Source organism: Pseudomonas sp. S49 (genome assembly GCF_009866785.1).
In the GTDB taxonomy this organism is placed as follows: Bacteria; Pseudomonadota; Gammaproteobacteria; order Pseudomonadales; family Pseudomonadaceae; genus Aquipseudomonas.
Map to the genome: position 1 here is coordinate 763,251 of NZ_CP019432.1, position 12,204 is coordinate 775,454.

Below are 12,204 nucleotides of genomic sequence, written 5' to 3' on the forward strand. Positions count from 1 at the left end.
GTGCCCGGCCTCGGCACGTTGTTGTATGGTTGTGGTCGAACCGTTGAACCCAAGTGATTGAAAGGATATCGCCATGCTGGACTGGAAAAACCGCGCGGGCAGCGCGCCTGAACGTGCCGCCGAACCCAAGTCGGCCACCCGCAGCTATGTTGGCGGATTGCTGTTCAGCCGTGCATTGGCCACGCTGATCGGCATCTACCTGCTGGTGACCATTGGCCTTGGCTGGTACTGGAGCCAGGAGCCGGCGCTGTTTCCGGTCGCACAAAACGCGCAAGTGGCGGCCGAGAAAGAAGGCAAGCAGATGGTGATCGGCTACACCACCGTCGAAACCCTGAAGACCGTTGCCGGCACCTTGCTCAACAAGCCGGGCGGCTACATTTCCAACGACCGCTTCCCGCCGGGCCTGTGGATGGACAACACGCCAAGCTGGGAGTACGGCGTGCTGGTACAGGTGCGTGACCTGACCCGTGCCCTGCGCAAAGACTTTGCCCGTTCGCAATCGCAGTCGGCAGAAGATGCCGATCTGGCCAAGGCCGAGCCGCGCTTCAACTTCGACAACAAGAGCTGGATCCTGCCGTCGAGTGAGTCGGAATATCAGGAAGGCATCAACTCGCTGAGCCGTTATCAGGCGCGTCTGTCCGATCCAACCCAGAAAAACGCGCTGTTCTATGCCCGCGCCGACAACCTGAACAACTGGCTCGGCGATGTCGGCACCCGTCTCGGCTCGCTGTCGCAACGACTGTCGGCCAGTGTCGGTCGGGTCAAACTCAACACCGCGCTGAAAACCGAAGTGCCGGCCATCGGCGAAGTGCCGCAGGTTGACGAGGAAGTCGTCGAGACACCATGGATGCAGATCGACAACGTGTTCTACGAAGCACGCGGTCAGGCCTGGGCGCTGTCGCATCTGTTGCGCGCCATCGAAGTCGACTTCGCCGATGTCCTGGCGAAGAAGAACGCCACCGTCAGCGTGCGTCAGATCATTCGTGAGCTGGAAGCCTCGCAGGAACCGGTCTGGAGTCCTATGATTCTTAACGGAAGCGGCTTCGGCGTGCTGGCCAACCACTCGCTGGTCATGGCCAACTATATTTCCCGTGCCAACGCTGCTGTGATCGATTTGCGTCAACTGCTCAATCAGGGCTGATTCATGAGTCAGAACGCCAAAGAGGCGGCCCATCGCGCCGCCTCGGATGCCGAACAGATCGCCTGGGTCGACGAGCAGGACAACCTGCTCGGCGCTCTGGTGCGTGCCGATCTGCGCGAGCGTGGGCTGATCGGTCGCGGCACCTACATCATGTTGTTCAATTCCGCCGGCGACCTTTGCGTGCACCGGCGCACGTTGAGCAAGGCGATTTATCCCGGTTACTGGGACGTCGCGGCGGGCGGCATGGTGCAGGCCGACGAGACTTACGCCGAGTCGGCAGCCCGAGAGCTGGAAGAGGAGTTGGGCGTCAGCGGTATCGAACTGACTGCCCATGACCATTTCTACTTCGAAGACACCGGCAACCGTTTGTGGTGTTCGGCGTTTTCCGCCGTCTGGGACGGGCCGCTGAAACTGCAACCGGAGGAGGTGCTCGAAGCACGCTTTATTCCGGTCGAGCAGGTCATGCAGGAAATCCAGCAAAAGCCTTATTGCCCGGACTCTCTGGCAGCCTTGAAGCGCTATCTGAAGGCGCAGCAAAGCGACGTCGCAAAGAACACATAAATTGGCGCCGATTGGCACTTAGCAAGTCGCATTTTTGCCGTTACACTGCGCGACCTTTTCAAGCTGCACCGTCCTGCTTTTATTGAAGCATCGGTGCAGTAGCGCTGCCCCTGCCTGAGTGGGGCTTCGCGGTCGATGACCTTGCCCAAGGTCGCGATCAGTCTTTGTCCTCCCAAGAGGATTGCCGGTGGCCAAAAAAGCCGCATCCTTCGCCGCCTTAGGTGGCCTGGTATTTTCCACCGACGCAGGTCGTCATTGCCCGGAATGCAGTAAGCCGGTGGACGCCTGTATCTGCAAACAAACCGTGATCCCGGCCGGCGACGGCATTGCCCGCGTGCGACGCGAGAGCAAGGGCCGCGGCGGCAAGACGGTGACCACCATCACCGGCGTGCCACTGGCCGAAGACGCGCTCAAAGAGTTGGCAACAACGTTGAAGAAACGTTGCGGCACCGGCGGGGCGTTGAAAGACGGCATCATCGAAATCCAGGGCGATCATGTCGAGCTACTCTTGGCTGAGCTGATCAAGCACGGTTTCAAAGCGAAGAAGTCCGGCGGCTAGCAGCCTCTGTGAAACCCACCTGCGGCTTGATCCGGCTCTGAATGTTGTCAGATCCGGCGTCGTCTCCATGGTTTTCACAGAGCCTGTTCATGACCGGTTTCTAAACTCCACGCAGTCAGTGCGGTCTACCGCCGCGCTGACGAACCGTCATTTTCATACTTTAGACTGCGCCGGCCTGAGATCAGGCGACGCACTATGACTTCTTTATAGGGGACTTCGATGTCCGTACGACGCACACGCAAAGACGATGGCAGCCAATGGACAGTTGCGGACAGCCGCAGTGTTTACGGGATTCGCCATTGGGGGGCCGGGTATTTCGCGATCAATGACGCCGGTCGCGTCGAAGTTCGTCCGAACGGCCCGAGCAGCTCGCCTATCGACCTGTTCGAGCAAGTCGACCAACTGCGCAAAAGCGGTTTGTCCTTGCCGTTGCTGGTTCGTTTTCCCGACATCCTGCAAGACCGTGTACGCCAGCTGACCGGTGCCTTCGATTCCAACATCGAGCGCCTGGAATACCAGAGCAAATACACCGCGCTGTACCCGATCAAGGTTAACCAGCAAGAAGCGGTGATCGAGAACATCATCGCCACCCAGGACGTTTCCATCGGTCTGGAAGCCGGCTCCAAGCCTGAATTGCTGGCCGTGCTGGCGCTGGCACCGAAGGGCGGCACCATCGTCTGCAACGGTTACAAGGACCGCGAGTTCATTCGTCTGGCGCTGATGGGGCAGAAGCTTGGCCATAACGTCTTCATCGTCATCGAGAAAGAATCCGAAGTCGGTCTGGTGATCGAAGAAGCCGCCTCGCTGAAGGTCAAGCCACAGGTCGGCCTGCGCGTGCGTCTGTCGTCGCTGGCGTCGTCGAAGTGGGCGGACACCGGTGGCGAAAAATCCAAGTTCGGTCTGTCGGCAGCGCAACTGCTGTCGGTGGTCGAGCGTTTCCGCGCAGCGGGCCTGGATCAAGGCATTCGCCTGCTGCACTTCCACATGGGTTCGCAGATTGCCAACCTCGCTGACTATCAGCACGGTTTCAAAGAAGCGATCCGTTACTACGGCGAGCTGCGCAACCTCGGTCTGCCGGTCGATCACATCGACGTTGGCGGTGGTCTGGGTGTCGACTACGACGGCACGCACTCGCGCAACGCCAGTTCGATCAACTACGACATGGACGATTACGCCGGTGTCGTGGTCGGCATGCTCAAGGAGTTCTGCGACGCGCAGAGCCTGCCGCATCCGCACATCTTCTCCGAGAGCGGCCGTTCGCTGACCGCGCACCACGCGATGCTGGTGGTGCAGGTGACCGACGTCGAGAAACACAACGACGAAATCCCGCAGATCGAGAACAAGGAAGCGCTGCCGGAAACCGTGCAATGGCTGGTTGACCTGCTCGGCCCGACCGACATCGAAATGGTCACCGAAACCTACTGGCGCGCGACGCACTACATGAGCGACGTGGCTGCGCAGTACGCCGACGGCAAACTGACCCTGGCTGAAAAAGCCCTGGCCGAGCAGTGCTACTTCGCGGTGTGCCGTCGCCTGCACAACTCGCTGAAAGCGCGTCAACGTTCGCACCGTCAGGTGCTCGACGAGCTCAACGACAAGCTGGCCGACAAGTACATCTGCAACTTCTCGGTGTTCCAGAGCCTGCCGGACACCTGGGCGATCGATCAGGTGCTGCCGATCATCCCGCTGCACCGTCTCGATGAAGAGCCGCTGCGCCGCGCGGTGCTGCAAGACCTGACCTGCGACTCTGACGGCAAGATCAACCAGTACGTCGACGAGCAGAGCATCGAAACCAGCCTGCCAGTGCACGGTTTGAATGAAGGCGAAGACTACCTGCTGGGCGTGTTCCTCGTTGGCGCCTATCAGGAAATCCTCGGCGACATGCACAACCTGTTCGGTGACACCGACTCGGTGAACATCTACCAGAATGCCGATGGCAGCGTGTACCACGCCGGCATCGAGACCCACGACACCATCGAAGACATGCTGCGTTACGTGCACTTGTCGCCGGAAGAACTGATGACTCACTACCGCGACAAGTGCGCCAGTGCCCGCATCAGTGCCAGCGAGCGCACGCAATTTCTCGATGCCTTGCGTCTGGGCCTGACCCGCTCCTCCTACCTGTCTTCCTGAGGCAGGTGTGATCTCGCCGGGTTGTCCGAATTTTTTCCGAAAGTGGCGGAAAATTCAGATGACCCGGTGGGATATCTCCCAAAATCCTCGCGAAATGCTTGGCTGTCCTGGCCAGCAAAGTCATCCGGTCTGCTTTTCGCGTAGGTCATTTCCTAAGTTGTACTTCAGCTCTCTACTCGGCCATGGCTCTCGGCGAGAATCCCCGACCGCCCCTCCTGTAGAGATCCGCCCATGTTCGATCCAGTCAACGAGTCGTCGTTTCGTCTCGATGTAGCGGGCCTGTCCGACCCCTTCGAAGTCCTGGCCTTTACCGGTAGCGAAGCCCTCAGCGAATCCTTTGCGTTCGAGATCGATGTATTGATCAACGATCCACACCTGGATCTCGCCGGCCTGCTTTACCGTTCGGCATTCCTCTGTTTCGGGCCGTCAGGGGAGGGCGTGCACGGGCAATTGCAGAGCCTTGTCCAGCATGAGTACGGCGAAGGCTTGCGGTTGAGCCGGATCCGTCTGGGGCCGAAACTCGGTTGCCTCGCGCTGCGCTTCAGCCAGCGGATCTTCAGTGGCCGCTCGGTGCCGCAGATCATCGAGCAGGTGCTCAGAGAGCACGGCATCGTCGCTGCCCAGCGCCGCTTTGAATTGCGTGGCGACTACCCGGTCCGGACGTTCTGCACGCAATACCGCGAGTCCGATCTGCAACTGCTTCAGCGTTTGTGCGCGCAGGCGCGAATTCATTATTACTTTGAACACGAGCGTGATCGGCATTGCCTGGTTTTCAGTGATGATCCGGCGCAGTTGCCATTGGCGGGCGCCGCGAGCTATCAGTGCGAGGATGACGGACATGATGCTTCTCCCGCGTTGCACCAATGGAAATTGCAAAGTGCAATTCAGGTCAATTCGGCGGGTGGGCAACAGGCCGAAGGTCAGAGTGATCTGGCGACATTGCGCAGTGGTCATTGGTTGCGATTGGCCGGGCATCCCTTCGCCGAATGCAATCGCCCATGGTTGTTGACTCGCATTGAGCATCGCGCCGACCCGGCCCTCGAACCTGCTTACGCCAACCGCCTGTTCGGTGCATTGCAACTGCCGAGTGCAGCGGCCACCGCGCCGCCGCGCTTGCGCATGCACAGCCTGCAACGGGCCTGGGTGGTGGCGGTCGATGAACCACAGCCCGATTGCTCGCGACCGGTAGCGGTGCAGTTCGACTGGCTCTATCAAGGCGAAGGCGCCGCGCCGAGTCATTGTTGGCTGCCCCTCGCGCCGTCTCTGCAGCAGACGCCAATGACGGCGCTGAGCGATGGTGTCGAGGTGGTGGTGAGTTTCTTTGAAGGCGATCCGGATCAGCCGATGATCAGCGGCGTCCTGCAGCCGCCAATCGCCGAGACTGACACGGGCGATGTCGCGCCTCTGCCCGACCGTCTGGTGAGTGACGGCTTGCAGCAATTGCTGGCGTCCGGTGAGCCGTTGCTGCTGCTGTGCCTGATCCCCGGCGGCGGCAGCTTCAGTCACTGCGCAGAACCGGTGTGCAGTTGTCGACTGGTCACTGCGCTTGAACAGAGCGGCGCAACATGAGTGGCGCGGTGCATGAGCCTATGGCGCAATGGCTGTTGCTCGATGGCCCGGATGCCCCACAGGCCTTGCTGACCTTGCGCCAGGCTTTTAGCGGGGTGCGGCGCTTCAGTTTGTTCGAGGGTACCGAGTTTGAACCGGTCAGCGAGTACGGCCCGGTGCTGCTCGAGTTGCGCGATTGCCCGGCGTTGGCCGCCTTGTGTCACAGCGATCCAGACACCTGGCGCGGGCTGTTGCTTGGCAGCGAGGCATCGGCACAACAGCTGCTGGGCCACTTGCAACGCATGCTCACGGTGTCGTTCGGCTTGAGCCATCGGGCCTTGCTCAGCTATTACAACCGGCAGACCGCGAGCTATTTTTTCGATGCCTGCGACGCCGCTGAATTGAGCCGCTGGCTTGGGCCGATCCGCCAGTTGCGCTGGTTCGGCGGCACCTGGGCCGACCGCGCGATTGGTAGTCAGGGCTGGCAGCAGTTGCGCAATCCGGGACTTGCCGTCGAGCCACTGAGCATCGAAGAAAGCCTGACCCGGCGCCAGCGCGAACGCTTGCAAGCCTGCCTGCTGGAGCAGCATATCTGGCGCTGGTGCCAATCATTGGGAACCGATTACGCGACGATGTCCTCCCATGTCCAACAGGGTCTGACGCTGGGGTTCAGCGACCGCACCGTGCTCGATGGCTGGTTATGGTTACGTTTGCTGCATCCGCGTGCCGTACTGGTGCCGCCGCCGGTGGGACTGACCCAGCAACAACGGCTCGACCATGTGCGGCGTCAATGGCGCGGCGATCAGCTCTGAAGCGAGGTTCGGCGCGTATGGCACGGTTATTCCGGCAAGGGTTTGGTGCAGTGATCGGCGGGGTGTTGCTGCTGGCGCTGGGCGGATGTTCGCCGGTGCAATTGCTCAATGCGCTGACCCCGGACAGCACGTACGACAAGACGACGGGCATCGCTTATGGTGACGATCCGCGGCAGAAGCTTGATGTGTACGTGCCGCATCAGCCGATGCCGGGCGCACCGGTGGTGGTGTTTTTCTATGGCGGCAGCTGGAACAGCGGATCGCGCGTCGACTACCGCTTTGTCGGTGAAGCGCTGGCGTCCAAGGGGATTGTCACGGTGGTGGCGGATTACCGCTTGTATCCGCAAGTGCGTTATCCGCTGTTTCTGCAGGATGGAGCGCAGGCGGTGGCGTGGACCAAAGCGCATATCCGCGAATTTTCCGGCAACCCGCAGCGCTTGTATCTGATGGGCCACAGCTCCGGCGGATACAACGCGGCGATGCTGGCGCTGGACGGCGAACTGCTCGCTTCGGTGGGCATGTCACCCAGGGATTTGCAGGGCTGGATCGGCCTGGCCGGGCCCTACGACTTTCTGCCGATCAAGAATCCCGAGGTGCGCCCGGTGTTCTTCTGGCCGGACTCGCCGCCGCAATCGCAGCCGGTCAACCATGTCAGTCATGGCGCGCCGCCGGCCCTGTTGATCGCCGCGACTGAGGATGATCTGGTCAACCCGACACGCAACACCGGCGGTCTCGCCAGCAAGCTGCGCGCGGCAGGGGTGCCGGCACAGGATCTGTATTACTCGCGGCCCAGCCACATAACCCTGGTGGCGACCCTGTCGCGTCCGTTGCGGCATCTGGCGCCGGTGCTCGATCAGGTGGTCGGGTTTATCGCGCGCACACCGACTCAGTGAACGCCGCCAGAGAACCAGCCATCGTTGCGCTTGAGCCACCAGGCTTGCGCACCGAGGGTCAGGCTGCGTAACACCATGAACAGCAGAAAAGATATCCACAGCCCGTGGTTGCCGTAGCCTTGCAGTGCCCAGGCAAACGGCAGCAGCAGAGCCACGGTGACGAGCATGCCGTTGCGCATTTCGCGTGCGCGGGTGGCACCGATGAACAGACCGTCGAGCAAGTAACTCCAGACCGCAATCAATGGCAGCACGGCGAGGTAGGGCAGGTAGACGAACGCGGTGTCGCGCACGCTCTGGATATCGGTCTGCATCTCGATGAACAGGTGCCCGGCGAGCAGAAACAGCGCGGCAAATCCGAGGCTGGCGAACAGCGACCAGCCGCCCGCCACCACCAGCGAACGACGCAGGGCCAGGCGATCACGGGCGCCGATGGCGTGTCCGCACAAGGCTTCGACGGCATGGGCCAGGCCATCCAGCGCATGCGCCGTCAACAGCAAGCCATTGAGCAGCAGCGCGTTGGCGGCAACCGTCGAATCGCCCAGCCGCGCGCCTTGCACGGTGATCAGGAAAAACACCGATTGCAGCGCCAGACTGCGGATAAAGATGTCACGGTTGACCGCCAGTAAAGGGCGCCAGCTCTGCCAGACCCTCAACGCCGCCCAGACGATGTGCCCCGGATACGCGCGCAGCGCTTTGCGGGTCAGCAGCAGGCCGAGCAGGGCGCCGCTCCATTCGGCGATCACCGAGGCGCGCGCCGAACCGACCACGCCCCAGTCCAGGCCAATGACGAACCACAGATTGAGGACGATGTTGATCAGGTTGGTGGTCAGCAAAATCGCCAGTGGCGCCCGGGCGTTTTGCGTGCCGAGGAACCAGCCGACCAGCGCATAACTGGCCAGCGCGGCCGGCAAGCCGAATAGACGCGTGTGGAAGAAATCCCGAGTGAGCTGATCCAGCTCCGCCGACGGTTGCATGAAGTGCAATGCAACCCCGCTCAGCGGCACGCCCAGCGTACCCAGCACCAGCGCCAGTCCCATCGCCAGCAGCAAGCCTTGCAACAGAATCTGTCGCAACGCCGCACCGTCGCTGCGCCCGGCAGCCTGCGCGGCAAATCCGGTGGTGCCCATGCGCAGAAAGCCCATGGCCCAGGCGAGAAAGGTGTACAGGCTGGCGCCGACCGCCACCGCACCCAATTGATGGGCATGGGGCAAGTGGCCGATGACGGTGCTGTCGACCAGCGCCACCAGCGGTACGGAAATATTCGACAGAATCATGGGCGCGGCGAGTGCCCAGACCTTGCGGTGCGTCGGGCGGTGGCGCCAGTCGGCGATCAGAGTGGACATGCAGGCTCCTTGGGGGAGCGGCATTGTAGCGATTCCTCTGGCCTGAAACGCGATTCACTGTAGGAGTGAGCCTGCTCGCGATAGCGTCCGTTCAGTCAAAACAGCTTCGAATGACACACCGCTATCGCGAGCAGGCTCACTCCTACAAGGTTTTGTGGCGCTAGTGAATAATCCAGCTAAGCAACCACAACCCCAGCAACAACCAGATGATCCCGGCAATGATCGACGCATTCATGAACGCGCGAATCGCCGACCACAACAGCATCAGCCCGACAATCAGCGCGATGATGCTGATGATCGAGGTGTCCATGCCCAACGTCTTCGCCAGCCCGTCGACAAAGTTGCCACCGGCATTGCTCAGAATATTGAACAAGCCACTGAGGCCGTCGACGATAAAGCGGATGATCGAACCGAGCGCCTGGCCGAGCCATTCGAAAAAGCTTTCTACCTGCATGTGTGCATCCTGATGAAAGAGCTGAGCCTTGGGCCACAACGCAGGTGGCCGAGTTCCCTGCATGATAGAAGGTTTGCACCCATTCTGTGTGCGAGCGAGCCTGCTCGCGAAGGCATTGTGTCAGTGAATCAATGGTTGATGACATACCGTCTTCGCGAGCAGGCTCGCTCCCACAATAGATCGTCTGCGCTGCTTGCCTTCAGGGCGTATCCCCCCGAAGCTATACGCCTTCAGGAGAGCCCGATGAACCTTGTTGAACTGACCGAACGCCTGCACGCCATTCGCGACCGCAATGACTGGCGGCAATTTCACAGCCCGAAAAACCTCGCCATGGCGGCCAGTGTCGAGATGTCCGAGCTGGTGGAAATCTTCCAGTGGCTGACAGAAGACCAGTCGCGCCAGTTGCCCGCTGACAAACTCGCCCATGCCGGGCAGGAAGTCGGCGATATCGTCCTGTATCTGTTGCTGCTGTGCAGCGAGCTGGGGCTGGACATGAATGAAGTGGTGCGCGCCAAGCTCGCCGACAGTGAACGGCGGTTCAGCTGATGAGCGACCGGCATTTCGATCAGTTGGCGACGCGTTTCGCCGAAAAAATCTACGGCGGCGCCAAAGGCGCGATTCGTCTCGCGGTGTTACAGGCTGACCTGGCCGAAGCGCTGCCGGATCGTCCGTTGCGCGTCCTGGATATTGGCGGCGGTCTTGGCCACATGTCGCTGTGGCTGGCCGAACGCGGTCACGAGGTGACCTTCACCGAGCCGGCCGCACCGATGCTCGAAGGCGCGCGCCAGCGTTTTGCCGACGCCGGGCAAACCGCGACGTTCATTCAGGCATCGTGGCAGGAACTGCTCGGCCAACTCACCGAACCGTACGATCTGGTGATCTGCCACGCCGTGCTGGAATGGCTCGCCGAACCCCACGCGATCCTGCCGGTGCTGCATCAACTGACCAAACCCGGTGGCTGGTTGTCGCTGGCGTTCTACAACCGCGATGCGCTGATCTACCGCAACCTGCTCAAAGGCCATTTCAAGAAAATGCGCAAGAACGTCATGGCCGGCGAAAAGCAGAGCCTGACCCCGCAGCAGCCGCTCGATCCAAGGGAATTGGCAACGCAACTCGAAGGCTTGTGGCAGGTCGAAAGCCAGAGTGGGATCCGCGTTTTCCATGACTATATGCCGGTGGAATTCCAGGCCCGCGCCGAACTCGTCGATTTGCTCGAGATGGAGCTCGCTCACCGTCGTCACCCAAGCTTCGCCGGGCTTGGGCGTTACTTGCACTGGATCTGCCGGCCGATCTGATCGGAGCGCGACATGAAAGCTCAATCCGCGTTACTGCTGATGTGTCTGGGCTTGGCTGCTTGCCAGAGCAGCAACCCCTACGTGGCGCAATCGCGGCCCTTACCGCCGGCACCAGCGCAAGCCGCCACCACCTTCGACCGCAGCGCGTACCCGGCGCCGCCGCGTGATTATGGGCGTTATCGCAGTTGGGCCTGGCTCAATGGGCAACTGCCACCGGGCACGGCCTGGGCCGATTCGGCGCAAGTGGCCGAAGCGGTAAGCAATGCGCTGGATCAGCGCGGCTTGCGTCCATTGCACGACAACCGCCCGGCCGACCTGTTGGTCAGCGCTGATCTGCGTCTGGAAACCCGTTTGCGCCAGGTTCAGGATGACTACGGTTATTACGGCGGTGGATACGGCAGCTATGATCGATATGGACGCGGTTACGGTATGTACAACACGGTGCCGATCGTACGCACGTATTCCGAGCAAGTCGTGGTGGTGCAGGTCAATCTGTTCGACGCTGGCAGCGGGCAACCGGTGTGGAGCGCCAGTGCCGAAACCGCGAACAAGGGCAGCGAAATCGATCGCACCGATTCGATCCGCGAAGCTGTGGAAAAAGCCATGTCGGCGTATCCTCCCAGTTAGCTCCTGCCCATCAGAAGCTGCCGCAGGTTCATGTCTTCAACCGGAGAAAACCCATGTTCCGCCGTCTCGCTCTACTGGCCATGGTCGCGCTGCTCAGCGCCTGCGCCGCCAACCAGGTCAATCACGACTTCGATGCCAGCCGCGACTTTGCGGCCTATCGCAGCTGGAGCTGGAAAAACCCCGCCCTGCAATATCGCCCGGATGATCCACGGATCAAGAGCGACCTGACCGAGCAACGCATCCGCCAGGCCGTGGCCGATCAGCTCGACCAGCGCGGTTTGCGTCCCGCGGCGGCGGGCGCCAAGGGTGACTTGAATGTGCAGACTTATCTGATCGTCGAGGATCGTCAGCAGCAAGTGACGACCAACTATGGCGGCGGTTGGGGTGGCCCGTGGAACGGCTATTGGGGCGCGCCGATGTACAACGAAACGCGCAACATCACCTACAAGGTCGCGACCATCCAGATCGACTTGCTCGACGGCAAGGACGGCAAACTGGTGTGGCGCGGCAGCGATGAGCAGATGCTCTCCGGCAAGCCGAATCCCGATGATCGCAGCAACGCCATCCGCGAGACGGTCACGCGGATTCTGGCCAACTATCCACCGCGTTGAATCCGTTAAAAAGTGGGAGCTGTTGAGCTCCCGTTTTTTTGCTCCACCCTAAATTCCAATGTGGGAGCGAGCCTGCTCGCGAAAGCAGGGTGTCATTCAACTGCTATTTATCTGACACGACGTCTTCGCGAGCAGGCTCGCTCCCACAGGGATGTTTGTCTGTTCGAAATGGCGCGTTGCCATTAGGCGCGTCTACACTCAGTTGCACCAATGGAGCTAGCGGCAAA

At 61.0% G+C, this 12,204-nt stretch carries 13 protein-coding genes; 11 read left to right on the forward strand and 2 right to left on the reverse strand.

Features of this window, described 5'->3' with window-relative positions; genetic code table 11:
- Positions 1-73 precede the first annotated feature (73 nt).
- The 7 genes from PspS49_RS03220 (at position 74) to PspS49_RS03250 (ending at position 7,647) form a co-directional block, all read left to right on the forward strand.
- Positions 74-1,141: a DUF2333 family protein gene (locus PspS49_RS03220; protein WP_016984927.1), complete on the forward strand. Its 1,068-nt coding sequence runs from the start codon at positions 74-76 to the stop codon at positions 1,139-1,141.
- Between the two features lie 3 nt (positions 1,142-1,144).
- A complete protein-coding gene (locus PspS49_RS03225; RefSeq protein WP_127925683.1) occupies positions 1,145-1,702 on the forward strand; it encodes an NUDIX hydrolase in 558 nt (185 codons plus the stop codon).
- A gap of 187 nt (positions 1,703-1,889) precedes the next feature.
- Positions 1,890-2,261 carry a translation initiation factor Sui1 gene (locus PspS49_RS03230; RefSeq protein WP_007914613.1) on the forward strand — a complete coding sequence of 124 codons (372 nt, stop codon included), beginning with the start codon at positions 1,890-1,892 and terminating at the stop codon, positions 2,259-2,261.
- A 219-nt stretch (positions 2,262-2,480) separates the two neighbouring features.
- Positions 2,481-4,394: an arginine decarboxylase gene (speA, locus tag PspS49_RS03235; RefSeq protein WP_102901631.1), complete on the forward strand. Its 1,914-nt coding sequence runs from the start codon at positions 2,481-2,483 to the stop codon at positions 4,392-4,394.
- Between the two features lie 231 nt (positions 4,395-4,625).
- Positions 4,626-5,963 (forward strand): contractile injection system protein, VgrG/Pvc8 family, encoded by a 1,338-nt coding sequence (locus PspS49_RS03240; protein WP_160038078.1) that lies wholly within the window; start codon positions 4,626-4,628, stop codon positions 5,961-5,963.
- Positions 5,960-6,754 carry a DUF4123 domain-containing protein gene (locus PspS49_RS03245; protein WP_127925685.1) on the forward strand — a complete coding sequence of 265 codons (795 nt, stop codon included), beginning with the start codon at positions 5,960-5,962 and terminating at the stop codon, positions 6,752-6,754. Before PspS49_RS03240 ends, PspS49_RS03245 begins: the two co-directional genes overlap by 4 nt.
- A 17-nt stretch (positions 6,755-6,771) precedes the next feature.
- Positions 6,772-7,647 carry an alpha/beta hydrolase gene (locus PspS49_RS03250; RefSeq protein WP_160038080.1) on the forward strand — a complete coding sequence of 292 codons (876 nt, stop codon included), beginning with the start codon at positions 6,772-6,774 and terminating at the stop codon, positions 7,645-7,647.
- Here PspS49_RS03250 and PspS49_RS03255 read toward each other — a convergent pair.
- Positions 7,641-8,990 (reverse strand): MATE family efflux transporter, encoded by a 1,350-nt coding sequence (locus PspS49_RS03255; protein ID WP_150775111.1) that lies wholly within the window; start codon positions 8,988-8,990, stop codon positions 7,641-7,643. The two genes, PspS49_RS03250 and PspS49_RS03255, sit on opposite strands and share 7 nt — an antisense overlap.
- 160 nt (positions 8,991-9,150) lie before the next feature.
- Positions 9,151-9,444, reverse strand: coding sequence for a hypothetical protein (locus tag PspS49_RS03260; protein ID WP_064388791.1), 294 nt, complete (start codon positions 9,442-9,444; stop codon positions 9,151-9,153).
- 243 nt (positions 9,445-9,687) lie between these two features.
- Between PspS49_RS03260 and PspS49_RS03265 the strand changes: the two genes are divergently transcribed.
- The 4 genes from PspS49_RS03265 to PspS49_RS03280 are packed head-to-tail and all read left to right on the forward strand — an operon-like array spanning position 9,688 to position 11,977.
- On the forward strand, positions 9,688-9,990 hold the full coding sequence (locus PspS49_RS03265) for a MazG-like family protein (protein ID WP_007914625.1): 303 nt from the start codon (positions 9,688-9,690) through the stop codon (positions 9,988-9,990).
- Positions 9,990-10,739, forward strand: a complete 750-nt coding sequence (locus PspS49_RS03270; RefSeq protein ID WP_160038082.1) for a methyltransferase — start codon at positions 9,990-9,992, stop codon at positions 10,737-10,739. The genes PspS49_RS03265 and PspS49_RS03270 overlap by 1 nt, the downstream gene beginning before the upstream one ends.
- A 12-nt stretch (positions 10,740-10,751) precedes the next feature.
- Positions 10,752-11,366, forward strand: a complete 615-nt coding sequence (locus tag PspS49_RS03275; protein ID WP_127925689.1) for a DUF4136 domain-containing protein — start codon at positions 10,752-10,754, stop codon at positions 11,364-11,366.
- A gap of 53 nt (positions 11,367-11,419) precedes the next feature.
- Positions 11,420-11,977, forward strand: coding sequence for a DUF4136 domain-containing protein (locus PspS49_RS03280; protein WP_160038084.1), 558 nt, complete (start codon positions 11,420-11,422; stop codon positions 11,975-11,977).
- Positions 11,978-12,204: the final 227 nt, after the last annotated feature.

Coding starts and splice junctions, on each gene's coding strand:
- PspS49_RS03220 (WP_016984927.1), top strand. CDS start 74: ATGCTGGACTGGAAAAACCGCGCGGGCAGCGCGCCTGAACGTGCCGCC.
- PspS49_RS03225 (WP_127925683.1), top strand. CDS start 1,145: ATGAGTCAGAACGCCAAAGAGGCGGCCCATCGCGCCGCCTCGGATGCC.
- speA (WP_102901631.1), top strand. CDS start 2,481: ATGTCCGTACGACGCACACGCAAAGACGATGGCAGCCAATGGACAGTT.
- PspS49_RS03240 (WP_160038078.1), top strand. CDS start 4,626: ATGTTCGATCCAGTCAACGAGTCGTCGTTTCGTCTCGATGTAGCGGGC.
- PspS49_RS03245 (WP_127925685.1), top strand. CDS start 5,960: ATGAGTGGCGCGGTGCATGAGCCTATGGCGCAATGGCTGTTGCTCGAT.
- PspS49_RS03250 (WP_160038080.1), top strand. CDS start 6,772: ATGGCACGGTTATTCCGGCAAGGGTTTGGTGCAGTGATCGGCGGGGTG.
- PspS49_RS03255 (WP_150775111.1), bottom strand. CDS start 8,990: ATGTCCACTCTGATCGCCGACTGGCGCCACCGCCCGACGCACCGCAAG.
- PspS49_RS03260 (WP_064388791.1), bottom strand. CDS start 9,444: ATGCAGGTAGAAAGCTTTTTCGAATGGCTCGGCCAGGCGCTCGGTTCG.
- PspS49_RS03265 (WP_007914625.1), top strand. CDS start 9,688: ATGAACCTTGTTGAACTGACCGAACGCCTGCACGCCATTCGCGACCGC.
- PspS49_RS03270 (WP_160038082.1), top strand. CDS start 9,990: ATGAGCGACCGGCATTTCGATCAGTTGGCGACGCGTTTCGCCGAAAAA.
- PspS49_RS03275 (WP_127925689.1), top strand. CDS start 10,752: ATGAAAGCTCAATCCGCGTTACTGCTGATGTGTCTGGGCTTGGCTGCT.
- PspS49_RS03280 (WP_160038084.1), top strand. CDS start 11,420: ATGTTCCGCCGTCTCGCTCTACTGGCCATGGTCGCGCTGCTCAGCGCC.